This is a genomic window from Streptomyces sp. S.PB5 (assembly GCF_030403745.1).
Lineage (GTDB): Bacteria > Actinomycetota > Actinomycetes > Streptomycetales > Streptomycetaceae > Streptomyces.
This window is the reverse complement of sequence record NZ_JAQMWP010000029.1, coordinates 57,133-76,856: the sequence shown is the minus strand read 5'-3', so window position 1 is coordinate 76,856 and position 19,724 is coordinate 57,133. Positions and strand designations below refer to the sequence as shown.

The window sequence follows — 19,724 nt, the reverse complement described above, 5'->3', positions numbered from 1 at the left end:
GCTGAAGGACACCGCTTCGGCCCTGAAGGGGCCTCGTCCTTAAACTCCCCCAGCGGGGCACCCCCAGACGGGCTGACATATCCGGGTCGGCGTTGAGAAGCGCGGCGCGGGGGCGTTGTTCGGGCCGACGGGGCGTCGGTAAAGGGGGTGGCGGGGCGGGCGTAGCGTGGGGGGATGACGAAGTACGGATCCTTTCCCGGCTCGCGGCCGCGGCGGCTGCGGACCTCTCCTGTCATGCGGCGGATGGTCGCCGAGACTCGGCTGCATCCCGCTGACTTCATCCTTCCCGCCTTTGTGCGGGAGGGCGTGAGTGAGCCGGTGCCGATCGCCGCCATGCCGGGGGTCGTGCAGCACACCCGGGACAGTCTGAAGAAGGCCGCCGCTGAGGCCGTGGCTGCCGGGGTTTCCGGGATCATGCTTTTCGGGGTGCCCGAGGAGTCCAAGAAGGACGGGCTCGGGACGCCTGGGACCGATCCGGACGGGATCTTGCAGGTCGCGCTGCGGGATGTGCGGGCCGAGGTCGGGGACGAGCTGCTCGTGATGTCCGATCTGTGCCTGGACGAGACCACTGATCATGGGCACTGCGGAGTGCTCGACTCCGAGGGGCGGGTCGACAACGACGCCACCCTTGAGCGGTACGCCGAGATGGCTCAGGTGCAGGCCGATGCCGGGGCGCATGTGGTCGGGCCCAGCGGGATGATGGACGGGCAGATCGGTGTCGTGCGGGACGCCCTTGATCAGATCGGGCGGGAGGATGTGGCGATTCTCGCGTACACCGCCAAGTACGCCTCCGCCTTCTACGGGCCGTTCCGGGAGGCCGTCGGGTCCTCGCTGAAGGGGGATCGCAAGACCTATCAGCAGGACCCCGCCAATGTGCGGGAGTCCTTGCGGGAGTTGGCCCTGGATCTGGAGGAAGGGGCCGACATGGTGATGGTCAAGCCTGCCGGGCCCTACCTCGACATCCTGGCGCGGGTTGCCGATGCCGTTGACGTGCCGGTGGCCGCCTATCAGATCTCCGGTGAGTACTCCATGGTCGAGGCCGCCGCCGAGAAGGGGTGGATCGATCGGGAGCGGGCCATTCTGGAGACGCTGACCGGGATCAAGCGGGCCGGGGCGCAGAACATCCTCACCTATTGGGCTGTTGAGGCTTCGCGGTTGCTGGAGGCGGGGGCTCGGTAGTTGTCGTTGTCGTCGACGGGCCTTCGTCTCGGAGGCCCTCGCCGTCCTCGCATGCCGTGATGAGCGTGAGGGTGAGTGTGGTCAGTACGACCGTCAGGGCCGCCAGGAGGCGGGTCGCGGGGGTGGGTGCTGCGGGCATGGACATGCGCTCAGCTTGATTCGGGGGCCCGGTGGGGGCCAGGTTTCTCCTGGGATTCGGGACGCCGGGGGTGTGGGACGGGCGCTGAGCTGGGGTTTTGTTCCGTCCCGGGGGGTTGTTGTGGGACGCCTGGTGTGGCCACGGGTCGGAATAGGGGCTGTCGCTGGTTGCGTTCCGGGGGACGTGGACGGACCGGAGCCGGATGCGCTGTCCCGCAGGCCGCTGCAGGGATCCGGGAGGGGTTGCTGAGGTTGGGGGATGCGTTGCGGGGCTAGGGCAGGGACCGGGGTGGGGCTTTGGGATCACCACCGTGACCAGCTTTGCCACGGCCACTGACGTCACCCTGGCGTTTCTGCCGGGGGACGAGCGGACTGCGGAGGCGCTCAGGGAGTTCTCTGAGTTCTCTTCTCAGTCCCAACAGAAGTGCCACGTCGGCTGATTGAGCACCTCGCGTTCCGAGTAGCCCACGAGGGTGGGGTCGCTGGGGCAGCCCTGCCAGATGTTGTCCGGGCAGAAGGCGAAGTGCTCGGCGGCGATCGCGTTCGCCTCGCCGCGGGTGGTGGGCGGGGTGGCCACCGACATCACGAGGCGGTCGACGCCCAGTGCCAGCAGGCGTATCCCGAAACGGTCCTCCCACGAGCGGAGGACCGCGCTCAGGCGGGCCGTGTCGTTCTCGTGGTTCGCCGCGCCCGTCCAGCCGATCGCCGTCGGGATGTCCGCGCTGCGGCGGGCCGGGACCAGTGCGAGGCGGGGGTCCTTCAACTGGCTTCCGGGGGCGAGGAGGTCGTGGACCACGTCCGCGGGCTTGGCGGCGAGGTCCGGGGTGGCGGCCAGGCCGGGCCAGTCGCCGGCCTCCTCCGTGCAGCACTCGTCCCAGAAGTCGGCCAGGACCTCCTCCGGATCGTGGTCCCCGGGGTACGACATCTCGCCGGGCGTCAACTCCCACTCCTCCGGGGCGCCGTGGCCCTGACCCACGTCCACGAGGACGGGGAGCAGGCCGTGGGCGCGGGGGGTGTGCTGGAGGGCGGCCCAGGTGTCGGGGGTCGCCCTTTCGTCGGCCAGCCAGAGGAGGGGTTCGTGCCACTTGCCTTCGGCGGTCACGTCGATGAGCCTGCCCGGGGGGAGGGCGAGGCCGAGGGTGGCGAGTCTCGGCAGGGGGTTGGGGAGCGTTGCCATGGTGGTCAGGCGGTGGTGATGAAGGCGGCCCAGGCGGTGGGGGTCAGCTGGAGGGTGGGGCCGGTTGAATCGGGGTTCTTGGAGTCGCGGACGTGGACGGTGTGGGGGCAGGTGGCGATCTCGACGCACTGGCCGCCTTCGCTGCCGCTGTGGCTGGACCTGCGCCAGGTGTAGGCGACTTCGAGGCACTGGCCCCCTTCGTCGCCGCTGTAGGTCGACTTGAACCACTGAAGTGCTTCGGTGCTCATCGCTCTCCTAGTAGGCGGTCGAGCAGGTCCCTTGAGTCCTGTGGAGTCAGGGCCTGTGTCCGCAGCATCGCATACTTGCGTGCCAGCCTGGACAGCTCATCCGCGTCGGAGACCCACTGGCTGCCGCATTGCGACTCGGTGTAGGCGAGGTGTTGATGGTCCGGGGTTTCGAGGAGCGTGAAGGGGCCGTTCAATCCCGCGTGGCAGGGGCTGCTCAGAGGCAGGAACTGCAGGGATACGCAGGGCAGTTCGGCGATCGCGCGCAGGTGCCGGAGTTGCTCCAGCCGCACCTCCGGCCCGCCGATCATCAAGTGGAGCACGGGCTCCCAAGCGACGAAGCTGAGCGTCGGCGGGGTCCTGCGCTGCAGGATCTCCTGGCGTTCCAGACGCGCCGATGCCTTGGTCTCGATCTCGTCCTCGTCGTACGCCGGAACTCGTTCCCGGAGCACGGCTTCCGCGTATGCCCGTGTCTGAAGGAGGCCGGGCAGCACCGCGTTGTCGTACCAGGACAGCGCGATCGCCTCCCGCTCATGCTCCATATACAGCTCCGCCCACATCGGGAACTGGTCGATCTCCGGCAGGTTCGCCACCCCCGCCGACAACATCCCCTTGGTCTGGAGGACTTCGTCCAGGAGTGCGGCCAGGTCCGGTTTCAGCGCCCTCCTCCCCTGCTCGATCGACGCGATCGTCTCCTCGTCGACCTGGACCAGTGCGGCCAGGGCACTCTGGGTGTAGCCCATCGCCCGGCGTGCCGCGCCGAGTTGTTTGCCCAGCATCTTCATCGAGGTCAGGTTCTTCGGCCGCGGCGGCTTCTTCGCGCTCATGCTGGTCTCAATCCCCCAGGGCACACGTACGTCACCGGGTAGGAACCCGTACAAAAAATCTGTACGGGTTCACCGAGTGATCCACGCTAGTGACTCTGCGCGACATTCGTACCGTGAATGAGCGAAGCCAACTTCCCTTCCAGCGGGATCAGTTCTATCGGCGCGATCGGCGTTCCGTGGGCGCGGCCAGGCGGTTCGTACTCTGGTCGCTCACCTGCTGGGGGATGAGCGAGTGGGAGCGGGCCGGTGATCTGTCGCTCTGTGTCAGCGAGTTGGCCACCAACGCCCTGCTTCACGGGGCTCCGTCCGGACGTGGGTTCCTGCTGCGGGTCCGGTACGACGGTGACGTACTGCGGGTCGAGGTGCACGACAGCGGGGGCGGGGAGCCGTGTGTCCCGGAGCAGGCCGACGAGGGTGGGCGGGGGCTGCTGCTTGTCGCCGCGCTCGCCGACAAGTGGGGGGTGGGACAGCGGGACCCCGGCAAGGTGGTGTGGTGCGAGTTCGTCCACCCTGCCGGGGGTGATGAGGATGCCCGCGATGTTCCTCTTATCGCGCCCTGCTGTCGAAGCACTCCTTTTTGCCGCCGGTCGCCGGGATGAAACAGGCCCGGACCACCGTTCCGGGGTCGGTCACGGCCATGGGCGTGTAGACGTACGCCTGCGCGTCGATGTCGTCCCTGATTCGGGCGTCCTGCGCGTGGCCGTCCGCCGTCACCTCCAGGCGGTCGCCGATCCGGGTGCCCCACATCCGCGCCCAACTGGCCCCGCAGAGTTGGTTGTAGCGGAGTTCCAGGCTCGCGCCGGTGGCGGTGCGGAAGGAGGCGAGGGTGGTCGGGGCGCGGCCGCAGCCCATGTGGAGGGGGTCCTGGCCCTCGCAGGCGGAGCCCTGGCAGCGGGGGGAGGGGGCAGCGAGGGGTGGTTGTCGGGCGGACTGGGGGGACTGGGCGGACTGGGAGGACTGGGCCGGCCGGTGTGGGTCGGGGCTTCCCGTCGGCAGGAGGACGGCCGCCGTCGTCACGGCTGCCACCGCCGCCGCCACGGCACACACGGATACGGCGATCACCGCCGTCCTGCGGCTGGTGGGCTCTGCTGGTGGGGTGACCGGCGGCGGGGGTGGCGGCTCCGTCGCGCGGCCGCTCGTCTGCGACTCGGCGATCTCCCACAGCGCCAGACACCGGCCCTCCGGCTCACCGGCCAGCCGGCACAGGTCCGTCACCGCGGTGCGCGGCGGGAGGGTGGTGCCCTTCAGATAGCGGTCCCACGACGACTTGCTGAACGCCGTTTCGTCCGCGAGGCCTGCCAGGCTGAGGCCGGTGCGGTCCTTCAACTCCCTCAGGGCGGTGGCGAGTCGGGCGCGTTCTGGCGACGGTGTCGTCATCCTCGTAGGGCTTTCCAGGTGTGGGGGCCGATGATGCCGTCCACGACCAGGCCTTCCCGCTTCTGCATCCGCTTGACCGCGCCCTGGGTCAACGGGCCGAACATTCCGTCCACTTCGCCCGGTGAGATGCCCGCCCTGCGCAGCAGGCACTGCGCCTCCGCCACGTCGGGGCCCGCCATGCCGTCCATCAGGATCGCGGTGCGGGTGGTGCTGTTGCCCGCGTACCAGTCGCCGTTCTGCTGCTTCAGGGTGCAGGTGTACGTCGGCCGGGACTGCGGGGGCTGCGAGGTGGCCACCGGGGTGCCGGGGGCCGTCCTGTCCTCGCCGTTGTCGTTGCCTGCCAGGTGTACGGCGATGAGGGTCGCCGTCGAGGTGACCAGCACCAGGGCCACCGCGGCCACCACGAGGGTGATGCGGCGGGGTGCGGGGGACGGGGTGCTCTCGTCCTCGGTGGTGGGCCTGCTTTTCCAGGCCTCCGCGGCCAGTTCGTGGAGGGCGAGGAGGCGGGTCGGGTCGTCGCCCGCGATCCGCGCCAGGGCGGTCACCGCGTCCTGAGGTGGCAGGGACTTGGCGCTCAGATAGCGTTCCCACGACTTCGGGCTGTACGACGTCTTCACCGCCAACTGCCGCACACTCAACCCGCTGTGGTCCTTCAGGCGGCGCAATCGCACCACCAACTGCCGGACCCGGGGGTCCAGTTCGGCGGGCAGTGGCTTCCAACGTGACATGTCTGGTTTCACGGACGACACCGGTAGGTGGTTCCCGTACCGGTGGCACGGCGTACGGAATCGGCCACCGAATGCGATCAGGAGTCGTATCCGCCGTCCCGCGCCGACGTCTTCGACCACTCCGTTCGTGCAGGTCAGCGGGTGGGACGTCCCGTCCGGACGTCATTTTCCCGGTGACTGTGGCAGGGACGGCCGCAGCTCCCGCACCATCGAATCGGCGGAGCGACGGCGCGGAGGGGGGCCGTCGGTCGTACGGGGAACGCCGTGGCCCGTCCTCCCTCGGGGGAGAGGACGGGCCACGGCGTTTTTCGGTGTCTTCCGTGTGTGCCGAGCCTGTCAGAGCTTCTCGGGCGTCCTGATGCCCAGCAGGGCCATGCCCTGGTGGAGGGTGCGGGCCGTGAGGTCGCAGAGGAAGAGGCGGTTCTCCGCGATGTCCTTCGGCGGCTCGGGCTTGATGACCGGGCACTGGTCGTAGAACGTCGTGAAGAGCGACGCCAGCTGGTAGAGGTACGCCGCCAGCTTGTGCGGTGCGTACTCCGCCGTCGCCTCCGTGACGAGCTCGCCGAACGCGTCCAGGTGCAGGCCCAGCGCCCGCTCCGCCGGGGCGAGTTCGAGCTCCGGGTGGGCGGTCGGCCGCTTGTCGTCGGCCTTGCGCAGGATCGACTTGATACGGGCGTACGCGTACTGCAGGTACACCGACGTGTCGCCGTTCAGCGAGACCATCTGGTCCAGGTCGAACTTGTAGTCACGGTTCGGGGACGTGGACAGGTCCGCGTACTTCACCGCGCCGATGCCGACGTACCGGCCGTTCTCGACGATCTCCTCCTCGGTCAGGCCCACTCGCTCGGCCTTCTCGCGGACGACCGCGGTGGCCCGCTCGGCGGCCTCGTCGAGGAGGTCCTCCAGCTTGACCGTCTCGCCCTCACGCGTCTTGAACGGCTTGCCGTCCGCGCCCAGCACCGTGCCGTAGCCCATGTTGTGGGCCGTGACCTCGTCGGTCAGCCAGCCGGCCCGGCGGGCCGTCTCGAAGACCATCCTGAAGTGCAGGGACTGGCGTACGTCCACGACGTACAGCAGCGAGGTCGCGTGGAGGTCCTGGACGCGGTTCCGGATCGCCGTCAGGTCGGACGCCGCGTAGCCGAAGCCGCCGTCCGCCTTCTGCACGATCAGCGGGACCGGCTGGTCGTCCTTGCCGCGGATCTCGTCGAAGAAGACCACGAGCGCGCCCTCGGAGCGGACGGCCACGCCCATCTCCTCCAGGAGGCGGGCGGTCTCCGGCATGCCGTCGTTGTACGCCGACTCGCCGACGATCTCCTCGTCCCTGATCTCCATGTCCAGCTTCTCGAAGACCGAGTAGAAGTAGACCTTCGACTCGTCCACGAACTGCTGCCACAGGTCGAGCGTCTCCTTGTCACCGGACTGCAGGGCGACGACCCGCTTCCGCGCGCGCTCCTTGAAGTCCTCGTCCGCGTCGAAGACGGCACGGGAGGCCTTGTAGACCCGGTTCAGGTTCGACATGGCCTGCTCGCCGTCCACGTCCTCGGCGGGGGCCAGCTCGCCCGGGTGCTCGAAGAGGTACTGGATGAGCATGCCGAACTGGGTGCCCCAGTCGCCGATGTGGTGGCGGCCGATCGTCTGCTCGCCGGTGAAGTCGAGCATGTTGCGGAGGGCGTCGCCGATCACGGCCGACCTGAGGTGGCCGACGTGCATCTCCTTCGCGACGTTCGGCTGCGCGTAGTCGACGACCGTGATGCCGGGCTTGTCCTTGAGCGGGACGCCGAGCCGGTCGCCGTCGGCGGCGCGCGCGGCGAGGGTGTCGATGATCGCCTTGTCGGTGACCGTGATGTTCAGGAAGCCGGGGCCGGACACCTCGACGTCCTTGAACAGGCCGGGGGCGGTGATCTTCTCGACCACCTGCGTCGCCAGCTCCCGGGGGTTGGCCTTGGCCTTCTTGGCGAGGGCGAGGATGCCGTTCGCCTGGTAGTCGGCCCGGTCGCTACGTCGCAGCAGCGGGTCCGCGTCGGTCGCCTCCGGCAGGGTGGCCGAGAGGGCGGACGCGAGGTGTGCGTTGACGTTGGCGGTGAGGGACGTGACCGAGGCCATGGGTATGGGTGCCGTTCTGGTCGAGGCTGGATTTACAGTCCCGATCAGTATCCCACGGGGTCGCAAAGGGGTTTTTCCCCATCGATGCCGGGTGCGGGGCGGTGGGGGCTGGTCGCGCAGTTCCCCGCGCCCCTTGAGGCGGCTGCGCCGCCATCGGAGCGCAGTTCCCCGGGTTCCTCAGAGGCGGCGCGCCGCCATCGAGGCGCGTCCGTGAAAAGGCGTTTTCGTGCTTCAGGACCTACCTGGGAGAATGGTGGCCGCCAGCCGTTGACCGTGCGGCTGCCCTGGAGAAAGAAGGACGTGCCCCGTGGCTCAGAGCACCGAGACCACCGACTGGGTCTCCCGTTTCGCGGATGAGGTCATCGAGGAGTCGGAGCGTCGGGCCCCGGGCGCGAAACATCATGGCGCTGCCGCGCCGGTGGTCGTCGTCGCGTCCGGACTGTCCCCCTCGGGGCCGATCCACCTCGGCAACCTGCGTGAGGTCATGACCCCGCATCTCGTCGCCGACGAGATCCGGCGGCGCGGGTACCAGGTCCGGCACCTGATCTCCTGGGACGACTACGACCGTTACCGCAAGGTGCCCAAGGGCATCCCCGGTGTCTCGGACGAGTCGCACGCGCAGCACATCGGCAAGCCGCTGACGTCGGTCCCCGCGCCCGCCGGGTCGTCGTACCCGAACTGGGCCGAGCACTTCAAGGCCGCCATGGTCGAGGCGCTGGCGGAGCTGGGCGTGGAGTTCGACGGGATCAGCCAGACCGCGCAGTACACCTCCGGGGTGTACCGCGAGCAGATCCTGCACGCCATGAAGCACCGCGCCGACATCGACGCCATCCTCGCCCAGTACCGGACGAAGAAGGCCCCGGCCAAGAAGCAGCAGCAGAAGCCTCTCGACGAGGCCGAGCTGGAGGCCGCTGAGGGGTCCGGCGCGGCCGGCGAGGACGACGGGTCCTCCGGCTCCGCCGGGTACTTCCCGTACAAGCCGTTCTGCGGCAACTGCGAGAAGGACCTGACGACCGTCACGGCGTACGACGACGACAGCACCGAGCTGTCGTACACCTGCAACGAGTGCGGCTTCGCCGAGACCGTCCGGCTCAACGAGTTCAACCGCGGCAAGCTGGTCTGGAAGGTCGACTGGCCGATGCGGTGGGCGTACGAGGGGGTTGTGTTCGAGCCGTCCGGTGTCGACCACTCCTCTCCCGGGTCCTCCTTCCAGGTCGGCGGGCAGATCGTCGGGATCTTCGGCGGCAAGCAGCCCATCGGACCGATGTACGCCTTCGTGGGGATCTCCGGGATGGCGAAGATGTCGTCCTCGAAGGGTGGGGTGCCCACCCCCGGTGACGCGCTGCAGATCATGGAGCCGCAGCTGCTCCGGTGGCTGTACGCCCGGCGCCGTCCCAACCAGTCCTTCAAGATCGCCTTCGACCAGGAGATCCAGCGGCTCTACGACGAGTGGGACAAGCTGGAGGCCAAGGTCGCGGACGGGTCGGCGCTGCCGGCCGACGTCGCCGCGCACTCGCGTGCGGTGCGGACCGCGGGCGGGGAGCTGCCTCGTACGGCGCGGCCGCTGCCGTACCGGACGCTCGCCTCGGTGGCCGACATCACCGCCGGGCACGAGGACCAGGCGCTGCGGATCCTGTCCGAGCTCGACCCCGCCAACCCGCTGGGCGCGCTGGACGAGGCCCGGCCCCGGTACGACAAGGCCGAGGCCTGGATCAACACGCATGTGCCCGCCGACCAGCGGACCATCGTGCGGGACGAGCCGGACACCGAGCTGCTGAAGTCCCTCGACGAGGCCTCCGTGGAATCGCTGCGGCTGCTCCTCGACGGGCTCGCCGAGCACTGGTCGCTCGACGGGCTGACCCACCTGGTGTACGGGGTGCCCAAGGTGCAGGCCGGGTTCTCCGCGGACGCCACGCCCAAGGAACTGCCGCCGGAGATCAAGACCGCCCAGCGGACGTTCTTCGCGCTGCTGTACCACCTGCTGGTGGGACGGGACACCGGCCCCCGGCTGCCCACGCTGCTTCTGGCGGTCGGGCAGGACCGGGTACGGACGCTGCTCGGCGCGTAAGCGGTAAGCGGTAAGCGGTAAGCGGTACGGAGAAGGGGCCCTCTGACGAGGGCCCCTTTTCTTACGCGGCTTTTCTTACGCGATCCTTCTCGCGCGGTTCTTCTTACGCGATGTGGTCTTCCTGGAGTTCGGCCGTGTGGCGGTTGGTGAAGCGGTTGACCATCCGCTCCGCCTCGCGCTGCGGGAGCGTGGTGCCGTAGGTGGCCTCCACGTCACCCCTGAACTGGCCCGAGGTCGGATAGCTGCCGTCTATCGACTTCTTGAAGACCAGGTAGTAGTCGTCCTCGGTCGGTTCCGGGGCGCCGCCGCCCTCGCCGAGTTCACGGGTGCGGCCCGGACCCGACGGGATGGGGAAGCTGCCGGTCTCCTCCATGGAGGGTTCCTGCAGGGAGGGTTCCTGGGGCGCCGGGTCCTCCTCGTAGTACTGCTCGGCCTGCTGCTGCTCCGCGAACCACTGGGCGTACTGCTCGGGGTCGTACTGCTCCGGGTCGTACTGCTCCGGGTCGTACGTGGGGTCGTAGCCGCCCTGGTACTCGACCTGCTGAGGCGTGTTGAACCAGGGACTCTCCTCCGGTACCTGCTGGTACTGCTCCTCGGCGGGCGCCACCGGCTGCTGGGGCACGGGGGCCGCCTCGACAGCCCGAGGCGGCACAGGCGCCTCCACCTCGACCTGAGGCGCCGGCGCCGGCGACGGAGGCAGCAGCACCGGCTCGATCCCCGCCGCCGCCAGGCCCGCCGGTGCCGTCTCCGACAGAGGGACGCCGTAGCGCGCAAGGCGCAGGGGCATCAGGGACTCGACCGGGGCCTTCCGGCGCCAGGCCCGGCCGAAGCGGGAGTGGAGGCGGGCCTGGTAGACCAGACGGTCCTGCTCCAGCTTGATGACCTGCTCGTAGGAGCGCAGCTCCCAGAGCTTCATACGGCGCCAGAGGAGGAAGGTGGGAATGGGGGAGAGGAGCCAGCGCGTCAGCCGGACGCCCTCCATGTGCTTGTCGGCCGTGATGTCCGCGATGCGGCCGATCGCGTGCCGGGCCGCTTCCACCGCCACCACGAACAGGACCGGGATCACCGCGTGCATGCCCACGCCCAGCGGGTCCGGCCAGGCCGCCGCGCCGTTGAAGGCGATGGTCGCCGCCGTCAGAAGCCAGGCGGTCTGACGCAGGAGCGGGAAGGGGATGCGGATCCAGGTCAGAAGCAGATCCAGGGCCAGCAGGACACAGATGCCTGCGTCGATGCCGATCGGGAAGACGTAACTGAAGTTCCCGAAGCCCTTTTTGATGGCGAGTTCGCGGACTGCCGCGTACGAACCCGCGAAGCCGATGCCGGCGATGATGACGGCGCCGAACACGACCACGCCGATGAGAACGCGGTGCATCCGGGTCAACTGGACTGGCGCGGCCACCCGTACTCCCCTCCCCTTGCGTGTTGTTGCGCGCAACAGAGTGGCACATGTGTGCGGCGTACGGGTGGCCGGTAGGGCTCGTCAACCCGTTTCAGGCGGCGTTCAGCTCTTCTTCGCAGCCGACTTGGACGGAGATGCGGACTTCGTGGCCGCCTTCGACGTGGACGGGGAAGGGCTGGTCGCGCTGCCGCTGCCGCTGCCGCTTCCGATCCCGGTGCCGCCGCCCGTGTTCGCCTTCGTCACCGAGGCCACCGCCTCCTTCGCCGCCTTCTCCGCCAGCTTGGAGAGGGTCGCCGTGCTCGGGGTCTTCTCGCCCGCCAGGCCCGCACCGTTGTAGTCGAGAGTGACGACGACGTTCTCGACGCGCGCGACCAGCGTCTGCTGCTTGAAGGAGCCTTCCTTCTTCTTCAGGTCGTACGTCACCAGCGTCGCCTGGTCGCCCGTGCCGGACACCGGGGCGGACTTGGCGTTCTTCGCGCCCTCCACCGCCTGGGCCTCCTGGACCTGCTTGTCGAAGTACTCCTGCGCCAGCTTGTCGCCCTCACCACGGGTGACGTCCGACTCGAAGCGCAGCAGCGAGACGTTCAGCCAGCGGAACTGAGAGCCCTTGACGCCGTTGTTGTCCAGGCTCGACCAGGAGCAGCTCCCACGGGTCGCCACATCGTCCGACTTGCCCTGCTTGCCGGACTTCGACGCCTTCGGTACGAGATCGCCGAGCGTGCCCTTCGACAGGGTGTCGCAGGCGTCCGGCAGCGACTTGTACGCCGCCGCCTGGACGGTGGGCGACGGGCTGACGGACGCCGAGGTCTCCGAGCCCTTGCTGCTGCTCGCGTCGTCCGAACCGGAGTCCGAGGAGCAGGCCGTCGCGACCAGCAGCATGGGGACTGCGGCCGCACCGAGAAGGGCGCGGTTCAGGCGCTGCGCCCGCTTGTCACCGTGGTCTCGCTGTGCTCGTCGCTGCATGGTTCCTTCACTCATGACGCTGCTCGTGCTCCTGCGGTCGGATCGGGTCCGAGGGGCCACGGTACGCGGTGAGGAAGCTGTGCGGTTCTGGTTCGAACGCATTGCGGATGTGGCGGAACCGGGGTCAGCCCGCCAGCGACTCGGCCAGTTCAGCGGCCAGTTCCCTTGCCCTGTCCTGCATTTCCTTGCTGTCCGGCACCGTGCCGACGGTCGTCGGCTGCTCCTCGTACCGGATGGTCACGATGACGTTGGACGTGCGGAACGCCACAGTCACGGTGCGCTGCTGAGCCGTCGAACCGGAGCTGCTGAGCGCGTCGTCGAGGAACGCCTCGTCACCGAGGTCGTCGAGGACACGGGGCTGGAGGTCGGCGGGGGTCGAACTCGGCGAAGCACTGGAGGAACCCGACGCGGAACCGCCGGCGGAGGCGCTCGCGGACGGAGAGGAACTGGGCGTCGCCGAGGAGCTCACATCCGAAACGCTCGACTCCGACGACACCGGGGCCGGGAGATCGGCGGCGGTCTGCTGCTTCGCGAACAGCCCCTCCGCCTGGGTCTCGTCGCTCACGGCCGTGTCGTACGACACCACGCGCTCCAGATCGACGAGGAGATGGTCCGTCGCGTCCGTCGACTCCACCTTCCACTGACAGCCGACCTTGCGATCCGTGTCGAACGTGACCGTCGGGACGCCCTCGTACGCCGTCTCGCGCTGCTCCTCGTCCGTGATCTGCTGGATGCCGGGCAGAAGCGCGTCGAGAGTGCTCGGGCTGACCGCGCTGCAGGGTTCGGGGAGGGTGCGGTACCTGCCGGGCTCGGCGGCGGCGGTCGCGGTGCCGGCGTCGCCCGGGTTCGCGTCGTCCGTCGTGCCACCGTCGTCCGAGCCGCCGGTGCAGCCGGCCAGCAGCGCGACGAGGAGCGCCGCGACGCCGGATACGTACGCCTTCCGCTGCACGGTCGGCTCCTCTTCGTTGCTGTTAATCGGTTGCTGGCCAGGGGTGACCCCTGTGCACCATGTGTATCGCACGCACGGCCGTGGACGCCGGTCCGTTGTCCTCTTCGTTGATCTTGGCGCCGGTTTTGCGATTTGAGACTTTTCATTAATTCCGGGGGAATGAGGACGATATGTCGTACGTGGAGATGTCGGGCGCGAAGGTACCCATCCGCATGTGGACCGACCCGGCGTCGGTCGAGGAGGTCGCGCTCCAGCAGCTGCGGAACGTGGCGACGCTGCCGTGGATCAAGGGGCTCGCCGTGATGCCGGACGTGCATTACGGGAAGGGTGCCACGGTCGGATCCGTCATCGCCATGCAGGGGGCGGTCTGTCCTGCGGCGGTGGGGGTGGATATCGGGTGCGGGATGTCGGCGGTGAAGACGTCTCTGACGGCGAATGATCTGCCCGGGGATCTGTCCCGGCTGCGGTCGAAGATCGAGCAGGCCATTCCGGTGGGGCGGGGGATGCATGACGACCCCGTTGACCCGGGGCGGTTCCATGCGCTGCCGACCGCCGGGTGGGACGACTTCTGGGGGCGGTTCGACGGAGTGGCCGAAGCGGTCAAGTTCCGTCACGAGCGCGCCGGAAAGCAGATGGGAACGCTCGGAAGCGGTAACCACTTTGTCGAGGTGTGCACAGATACAACCGGTTCTGTCTGGCTGATGCTCCACTCCGGTTCCCGGAACATCGGCAAGGAACTGGCCGAGCACCACATCGGCATCGCCCAGAAGCTCCCGCACAACCAGGGCCTGGTCGACCGTGATCTCGCCGTCTTCGTCGCGGACACCCCGCAGATGGCGGCGTACCGCAACGACCTGTTCTGGGCCCAGGAGTACGCGAAGTACAACCGCACGATCATGATGGCGCTGCTCAAGGACGTGATCCGCAAGGAGTTCAAGAAGGCGAAGCCGACCTTCGAGCCGGAGATCAGCGCGCACCACAACTACGTCGCCGAGGAGCGCTACGACGGGATGGACCTGCTGGTCACCCGTAAGGGCGCGATCCGTGCGGGCTCCGGCGAGTACGGGATCATCCCGGGCTCGATGGGGACGGGCTCGTACATCGTGAAGGGCCTCGGGAACCCGCTGTCCTTCAACTCGGCGTCGCACGGCGCCGGTCGGCGGATGAGCCGTAACGCGGCCAAGCGGCGCTTCTCGACGAAGGACCTGGAGGAGCAGACGCGGGGCGTGGAGTGCCGTAAGGACTCCGGCGTCGTCGACGAGATCCCGGGTGCGTACAAGTCGATCGACCAGGTCATCGACCAGCAGCGGGACCTCGTGGAGGTCGTGGCGAAGCTGAAGCAGGTCGTCTGCGTGAAGGGCTGACGAACGAGGCCCCGGTGGGAACCGGGGCCTCATTCGACTTCCGGTCAACTCAGCCGCTTCTCCAGCAGCGTCACCGCATACGGGCTGCCCAACCCGCCGTCCTTTTCCGGCTGTTCGCCGACGACCGTGTAACCCGCCGACTCGTAGTACGTGCGGAGACGGGGGTTGGTGGAGAGGCAGTCCAGACGGGCGTAGGGGCGGGCTGCGTCGCGGATGCGGGACTCGGCGTGCCGGAGGAGTTCGCGGCCTGCGTTCGGTGGGGCCAGGTGGGGAGTGGTCATCAGGCGGTGGATGTAGCCGGCGTCCCCTGGGCGGGGGCCCCAGGCTGCTTCGTCGGTCCACCAGAGTTCGTAGGCGCCGCAGAGGTGGTCGCCCGAGTGGGCCAGCCAGACCTCGCCCTCGCTCATGCGGGTCTTGAAGTGGGTCGCGTCCTTCTCCGATGGTTTCCACTGGTCGATTCCCCGGGCCAGCATCCACAGGGCGAGGGAGTCGCGGAGGCGGACCAGGGTTTCTGCGTCTTCCGGGGTTGCCTTTCGGAAGGTCAGGGGCTGCCAGGTCGTCGGCGTCGGCTCCAGGAGGTTTTCACGGAGGGTCTGGGAGACGGATTCCGCGTCCATGCCCAGGGCCTGCGTCACATAGCCTTCCACCGAGCCGTATTTCGCCTTCAGGGACTTCAGGAACAGGCGCATCACCGATTCCGGTGCTCTGCCGAAGCCGAGCCAGTTCGGGGATTTGCCCTCGTTCCGGTTCTGCCAGTCCTCGAGGAGGGCCGGGGTGGCCAGTTCCGTGAGGCTGAAGTCCTCGATGACCGTGGGCTCGTCGACGCCCAGCAGGGAGAGGATGAGGGCTGCCAGTTCGCCTGTGCGGTCCTTGCCCGACGCGCAGTGGAAGGCCAGCGGGGTGTTCGACTCCGCTGATTCCGTCACGAGTTCCAGGGCCGCGCGGATCTCCTTCGCGCCGTCCTCCGCCACTTCCATGTAGCGCTCGGCGAGGTAGGGGCCCGGGTCGACCTCCGGGGCCAACGCCGCCTGGTTGTAGGGGCGGTGCTCGATGCTGAGGTTGTGGTACGTGAAGGAGTCGTCCCGGGGGATGCGGCCGCTGCGGTCGGCCTCCCAGTCGTGGCGTAGGTCGATCACCGTCGTGATGCCCAGGGAGAGGAAGCGGGACCAGTCGGGGGTGCCGGGGGCCAACTTGCCCAGGGAGTCCGTGCGGTAGAGGCGGCCCGGACGGATCCTGCGGCCGTCGGCGGTGCGATAGCCGCCCAGGTCGCGGAAGTTGTGCAGGGCGTCGAAGCGTACGTGTCTGTCCACGGGCACCGACCATATGCGGTCGCCGACCCCGGGCACCTGCGGTTTTACTTCGCGTGCGTCACCGCGTAGATCATCACGAAGGCGACGATGTGGATGCCGAAGAGGAAGTACGCGAGGTAGTACCAGACGATGCGTTCGCGCTTCTTCTCCAGCGCCAGGCGCCGGCGGTCCGCTTCCGCTTCCTCTTCCGCTTCCTCTTCCGGCGAGGGCGCCGTCTCTTCGGCGTCAGCCATCACAGCTCCCTGTGGACCTTCGTGTTCGAGGCCTGCGCGCGGGGGCGCAGGACCAGGAGGTCGACGTTGACGTGGCTGGGGCGGGTGACCGTCCAGACGATCGTCTCGGCGACGTCGTCGGCGGTCAGGGGCTCGGCGACGCCCGCGTAGACCTTCTCCGCCTTCTCCTTGTCGCCGCCGAAGCGGGTGACCGCGAACTCCTCGGTCTTCACCATGCCGGGGGCGATCTCGATGACGCGGACCGGCTGGCCGACGATCTCCAGGCGGAGGGTCTCGGCGAGGACGTGGGCGCCGTGCTTGGCGGCGACATAGCCGGCCCCGCCCTCGTAGGTGCCGTGGCCGGCCGTGGAGGACACGACGATGACCGTGCCGTCGCCGCCGGCCACCAGCTTGGGGAGGAGGGCCTGGGTGACGTTGAGGGTGCCGAGGACGTTCGTCTCGTACATCGTGCGCCAGTCGGCCGGGTCGCCGGTGGCCACCGGGTCGGCGCCCAGCGCGCCGCCCGCGTTGTTGACCAGGACGCCGATGGTCTTGAAAGCGGTGGCGAACTCGTCGACCGCGGCGCGGTCGGTGACGTCCAGCTGGTACGCCGTCGCCTGGCCGCCGGACGCGTTGATCTCCGCCTCCAGGGCCTCGATACGGTCCTTGCGGCGGGCGGTGAGGACGACGCGGTAGCCGGCGGCGGCGAGCTGTCGGGCCGTGGCGGCGCCGATTCCGCTGCTCGCACCGGTGACGACGGCGATGCGGGACGCTGCGCTGGGCATGGGCGGGAGCTCCTCGGGTCGGCGTTCGGGCGGCTTCCTCAGGATGGGGGCGGCCTTCCTCAGGATAGGTGGCTCCCGTGGTCTCCTCCGGGGCGGTCCGTATCGCGGGCCGGTGAGACGATGGGGGTGGTGATCCTCCGACTCCTGGAGGTGGATCATGGGAGAAGCGCGAGAGGTCATGGACCGGCTCACCGACGCGCTGACCGCGCACCCGGACCTCAAGGTCATCGCCGAGCTGTATGCGGAGGACGCCGTCGCCTACACCCCTGACGAGGGGGAGATCCGCGGGCGCGAGAACATCGTCGAGTACTGGCGGCAGATGACGGCGGCGGTCCCCGAGGCCAGGTTCGATGCCCTGCACTCGTACGAGGTCGGCGACACCGCCATCGACGAGGGGTTCTTCAGCGGACGGAACACCGGCCCGCTGGCGCTGCCCACCGGGGACTCGCTCCCCGCCACGGGCAAGGAGGTCAGGATTCGTGGCGTGGACCTCGCCACGGTGAAGGACGGCCGGATCACCGAGTACCGGCTCTACTTCGACGAGATGGAGTTCCTGGGGCAGCTGGGGCTGCTGCCGCAGGGGACGCCGTAGAGCGCGGCCCGCTCACTCTCCTCGCGGGGCGTACATGATCACCGCCATGCCCGCGAGGCAGATCAGTGCGCCCGCGATGTCCCAGCGGTCGGGCCGGTAGCCGTCCGCGACCGTGCCCCACAGGATCGAGCCGGTCACGAAGATCCCGCCGTACGCGGCGAGGATGCGGCCGAAGTGGGCGTCGGGCTGGAAGGTGGCGACGAAGCCGTAGGCGCCGAGGGCGAGGACACCGCCGGTCATCCACAGCCAGCCGCGGTGTTCCCGTACGCCCTGCCACACCAGCCAGGCGCCGCCGATCTCGAAGAGGGCGGCGACGACGAAGAGGGCGGCCGAGCGGAGGACGTACATGCCGCGCAGCCTGCCATATGGGTGCCAGGGCGCCTGCGGGCCGCTCCGCGTGGGATACATCCGACCGTATGACCGCGCGGGAGTCGTCGGGGCCGCCGGAGTCCCTGAGTCCTCGGAGTCCTCGGAGTCCTCGGAGTCCCCGGAGTCGCTGGAGTCGCTGGAGTTGCTGGAGTGAGGAGTGGGCGGTATGCGGGTTGTCGCTGTGTGCGTCGCGGCTGTGGCGGGGGCCGCGGTGGTGGTGGGTGGGGTGGCGCCGGTCGCCGGTGCCGCTCCCGTCGGAGGGGCCGACGCGGGGTGGTCCGGGTATGTCCCCGAGGCCGATCTCGCCTACCACGGGGCCGCCGCCGTCGCGTCCGGCCAGGTCGAGGTGCGGTTCACCCCGCGCAACCACGGGCCGTCGGCGGTGCCGGACGCGACCGTTCGGCTGCGCTGGTCGGAGGCGCTCGCCAACCGCCAGGAGCTGCCGGCCGGGTGTACGCGGTCGGGGTCGCGGGTGGTGCTGTGCCGGGTGGGGGCGCTCGCTGCGGACGGGGTGGGGGAGGAGATCGACCTGCGGGTACGCCTACGAGGCGGACCGCCGGAGGTCCTACTGGAGATCGACACGGTCTGGAGCGGCGGAGTACTAGACCGAAACCGCTCAAACGACCGCCAGCGACTCCTAATCCTGGACACAGGCGACACGTACTACTTCTGACGCCGCTGGCTAGGTTTGCCCGACGGTGATTGGCAGATGTGTTCCGTCGGCGGCCCGTGAAAGCGCAGGTCGCCGAAATCCGGTGCGGAACGGATCTGCCAATCGCCGCTTGCGGTCTTTGCGCGGGGCGGGTGGGGCTTGGCGGGGGGCTCGTTCTGGCAGGACAGGCCGCTGGGGTCGGCTTCAGTTGGCCGCGTCGTAGCGGTTGCGTGCCTCGTGCACCTCTTCGATGTGGTGCTCCGCCCAGTCCTTCACGGCTGTCAGCAGTACGGCGAGGCTGCTGCCCAGTGGGGTGAGTTCGTAGTCGACGCGGACCGGGACCGACGGGGTGACGGTGCGGGTGAGGATGCCGTCGCGTTCCAGGGTTCGCAGGGTCTGCGTGAGCATCTTCGGGCTGACGCCGGCGAGCTTGCGGCCGAGGTCGCTGTAGCGCATCGGGCCGGTGGCCAGGGCGGAGACGACGAGGCTGACCCATGGCTCACCTCCGGGAGGCTTACGCACTTCCAGGTAACTACTTTCGAATCGATAGTGCCGACCCAGACCGCGGCCCAGCGGCGCGAACAAGCCCTGAATCCGGTGGACGCGGGGGTACGGCAGGGCGTCTTCGGGGGTGCGGGGAAGCGGCTCGGGCTCGGGTGGGATGTCGCCGGGACCGTGGACGCTGTGGGCGTGGCTGGGGGTACCCCCTCTGGGGGATCGTGGCGGGTGGGGGACGAGGTGGTCGGGCTCCACTACGGGGTGGGGGCCGAGTCGGGGACGCATGCGGAGACGCTGCCGCTGAATGCGCTGACCGCCGTACAAGCCCTTGATCTCGCCGAGTTGGAGGAAGGGCAGTCGCTGTTGGTGGGTTCGCCGTTCAACTTGCCTCTCGGCGTGGGGCTTTGGTGACCGGGCTGGCTCGGGAGGGCGATGAGGAGCTCGTACGGTCGCTGGGGGCCGTGGAGTTCGTCTCCTCCGAGGTGGAAGCGGGGGCCTATGACGCCGTGTTCGATGCGGCCGTGTTGGGGGAGGCCGCGTTGGAGTGGGTGCGGGACGGGGGTGTTTACGTCGGGGCCATCCCTCAGGCTCAGCCGGGTTCTGTGCGGGGGGTGCGGACGACTGCCGTCGAGGTGAGTGCGGATGGGGGGCGGCTCGGGGAGTTGGTCGGGCTGGTGGAGGGTGGGGAGTTGACGTTGCGGGTGGCTGAGGTGTTTTCGCTGGGGGAGGCTGCGAAGGCGCATGCTCGGCTGGCGGAGGGTGGGGTTCGGGGGCGAGGGAGGTGGGGCG

At 69.1% G+C, this 19,724-nt stretch carries 20 protein-coding genes and 1 pseudogene; 7 read left to right on the top strand and 14 right to left on the bottom strand.

The annotated features are described in order from the left end of the window. Window positions 1-174 precede the first annotated feature (174 nt). On the top strand, window positions 175-1,179 hold the full coding sequence (hemB, locus tag PH203_RS44920; protein WP_289928254.1) for a porphobilinogen synthase: 1,005 nt from the start codon (window positions 175-177) through the stop codon (window positions 1,177-1,179). A gap of 547 nt (window positions 1,180-1,726) precedes the next feature. Here hemB and PH203_RS44915 read toward each other — a convergent pair. From PH203_RS44915 to PH203_RS44905, 3 genes are read right to left on the bottom strand one after another with little or no spacing between them, the layout of a single operon-like run. Then, a complete protein-coding gene (locus PH203_RS44915) occupies window positions 1,727-2,494 on the bottom strand; it encodes a DUF4253 domain-containing protein (protein ID WP_289928253.1) in 768 nt (255 codons plus the stop codon). Window positions 2,495-2,499: 5 nt separating this feature from the next. Beyond that, on the bottom strand, window positions 2,500-2,742 hold the full coding sequence (locus PH203_RS44910; protein WP_289928252.1) for a DUF397 domain-containing protein: 243 nt from the start codon (window positions 2,740-2,742) through the stop codon (window positions 2,500-2,502). Continuing rightward, window positions 2,739-3,566 (bottom strand): helix-turn-helix transcriptional regulator, encoded by an 828-nt coding sequence (locus PH203_RS44905; protein ID WP_289928251.1) that lies wholly within the window; start codon window positions 3,564-3,566, stop codon window positions 2,739-2,741. The genes PH203_RS44910 and PH203_RS44905 overlap by 4 nt, the downstream gene beginning before the upstream one ends. 113 nt (window positions 3,567-3,679) lie before the next feature. On the opposite strand from PH203_RS44905, the gene PH203_RS44900 reads away from it, so the two are divergent. Beyond that, a complete protein-coding gene (locus PH203_RS44900; protein WP_289928250.1) occupies window positions 3,680-4,165 on the top strand; it encodes an ATP-binding protein in 486 nt (161 codons plus the stop codon). On the opposite strand, the gene PH203_RS44895 is transcribed toward PH203_RS44900, so the two are convergent. From PH203_RS44895 to argS, 3 genes are all read right to left on the bottom strand, one after another. Further along, complete coding sequence (locus PH203_RS44895; RefSeq protein WP_289928248.1) at window positions 4,113-4,943, bottom strand: XRE family transcriptional regulator; 831 nt, start codon at window positions 4,941-4,943, stop codon at window positions 4,113-4,115. The two genes, PH203_RS44900 and PH203_RS44895, sit on opposite strands and share 53 nt — an antisense overlap. Continuing rightward, window positions 4,940-5,671 carry a peptidoglycan-binding protein gene (locus PH203_RS44890; protein WP_289928246.1) on the bottom strand — a complete coding sequence of 244 codons (732 nt, stop codon included), beginning with the start codon at window positions 5,669-5,671 and terminating at the stop codon, window positions 4,940-4,942. Before PH203_RS44890 ends, PH203_RS44895 begins: the two co-directional genes overlap by 4 nt. A 336-nt stretch (window positions 5,672-6,007) precedes the next feature. After that, window positions 6,008-7,774 carry an arginine--tRNA ligase gene (argS, locus tag PH203_RS44885; RefSeq protein WP_289928245.1) on the bottom strand — a complete coding sequence of 589 codons (1,767 nt, stop codon included), beginning with the start codon at window positions 7,772-7,774 and terminating at the stop codon, window positions 6,008-6,010. A 307-nt stretch (window positions 7,775-8,081) separates the two neighbouring features. On the opposite strand from argS, the gene lysS reads away from it, so the two are divergent. Then, a complete protein-coding gene (gene lysS / locus PH203_RS44880; protein ID WP_289928244.1) occupies window positions 8,082-9,842 on the top strand; it encodes a lysine--tRNA ligase in 1,761 nt (586 codons plus the stop codon). A gap of 103 nt (window positions 9,843-9,945) precedes the next feature. Here the strand turns inward: lysS and PH203_RS44875 are convergent, their stop codons facing one another. The 3 genes from PH203_RS44875 to PH203_RS44865 all read right to left on the bottom strand — a co-directional run bounded on the left by PH203_RS44875 (window position 9,946) and on the right by PH203_RS44865 (window position 13,153). Beyond that, window positions 9,946-11,241: a DUF2637 domain-containing protein gene (locus PH203_RS44875; protein WP_289928242.1), complete on the bottom strand. Its 1,296-nt coding sequence runs from the start codon at window positions 11,239-11,241 to the stop codon at window positions 9,946-9,948. A 102-nt stretch (window positions 11,242-11,343) separates the two neighbouring features. After that, on the bottom strand, window positions 11,344-12,219 hold the full coding sequence (locus tag PH203_RS44870; RefSeq protein ID WP_289928239.1) for a DUF3558 family protein: 876 nt from the start codon (window positions 12,217-12,219) through the stop codon (window positions 11,344-11,346). Between the two features lie 109 nt (window positions 12,220-12,328). Then, a complete protein-coding gene (locus PH203_RS44865; RefSeq protein WP_289928238.1) occupies window positions 12,329-13,153 on the bottom strand; it encodes a DUF3558 domain-containing protein in 825 nt (274 codons plus the stop codon). A gap of 170 nt (window positions 13,154-13,323) precedes the next feature. On the opposite strand from PH203_RS44865, the gene PH203_RS44860 reads away from it, so the two are divergent. Further along, on the top strand, window positions 13,324-14,517 hold the full coding sequence (locus PH203_RS44860) for an RtcB family protein (protein ID WP_289928236.1): 1,194 nt from the start codon (window positions 13,324-13,326) through the stop codon (window positions 14,515-14,517). 44 nt (window positions 14,518-14,561) lie between these two features. Here PH203_RS44860 and PH203_RS44855 read toward each other — a convergent pair whose 3' ends face one another. From PH203_RS44855 to PH203_RS44845, 3 genes are read right to left on the bottom strand one after another with little or no spacing between them, the layout of a single operon-like run. Next, window positions 14,562-15,827, bottom strand: a complete 1,266-nt coding sequence (locus tag PH203_RS44855; RefSeq protein WP_289928235.1) for a GNAT family N-acetyltransferase — start codon at window positions 15,825-15,827, stop codon at window positions 14,562-14,564. 44 nt (window positions 15,828-15,871) lie between these two features. After that, on the bottom strand, window positions 15,872-16,060 hold the full coding sequence (locus PH203_RS44850) for a hypothetical protein (RefSeq protein WP_289928233.1): 189 nt from the start codon (window positions 16,058-16,060) through the stop codon (window positions 15,872-15,874). Continuing rightward, complete coding sequence (locus tag PH203_RS44845; protein WP_289928231.1) at window positions 16,060-16,824, bottom strand: SDR family NAD(P)-dependent oxidoreductase; 765 nt, start codon at window positions 16,822-16,824, stop codon at window positions 16,060-16,062. The genes PH203_RS44850 and PH203_RS44845 overlap by 1 nt, the downstream gene beginning before the upstream one ends. A gap of 157 nt (window positions 16,825-16,981) precedes the next feature. On the opposite strand from PH203_RS44845, the gene PH203_RS44840 reads away from it, so the two are divergent. After that, window positions 16,982-17,416 (top strand): nuclear transport factor 2 family protein, encoded by a 435-nt coding sequence (locus tag PH203_RS44840; protein ID WP_289928230.1) that lies wholly within the window; start codon window positions 16,982-16,984, stop codon window positions 17,414-17,416. Window positions 17,417-17,428: 12 nt separating this feature from the next. On the opposite strand, the gene PH203_RS44835 is transcribed toward PH203_RS44840, so the two are convergent. Continuing rightward, window positions 17,429-17,764, bottom strand: coding sequence for a YnfA family protein (locus PH203_RS44835; RefSeq protein WP_289928228.1), 336 nt, complete (start codon window positions 17,762-17,764; stop codon window positions 17,429-17,431). A gap of 187 nt (window positions 17,765-17,951) precedes the next feature. Here PH203_RS44835 and PH203_RS44830 point away from each other — a divergent pair, with 187 nt between their 5' ends. Further along, window positions 17,952-18,458 carry a hypothetical protein gene (locus tag PH203_RS44830; protein ID WP_289928227.1) on the top strand — a complete coding sequence of 169 codons (507 nt, stop codon included), beginning with the start codon at window positions 17,952-17,954 and terminating at the stop codon, window positions 18,456-18,458. A 183-nt stretch (window positions 18,459-18,641) separates the two neighbouring features. Here the strand turns inward: PH203_RS44830 and PH203_RS44825 are convergent, their stop codons facing one another. Next, window positions 18,642-18,959: a helix-turn-helix domain-containing protein gene (locus PH203_RS44825; RefSeq protein WP_289928226.1), complete on the bottom strand. Its 318-nt coding sequence runs from the start codon at window positions 18,957-18,959 to the stop codon at window positions 18,642-18,644. A 63-nt stretch (window positions 18,960-19,022) separates the two neighbouring features. Between PH203_RS44825 and PH203_RS44820 the strand changes: the two are divergent. Further along, a pseudogene (locus PH203_RS44820) lies at window positions 19,023-19,711 on the top strand (zinc-binding dehydrogenase); the annotation flags it as partial. Window positions 19,712-19,724: the final 13 nt, after the last annotated feature.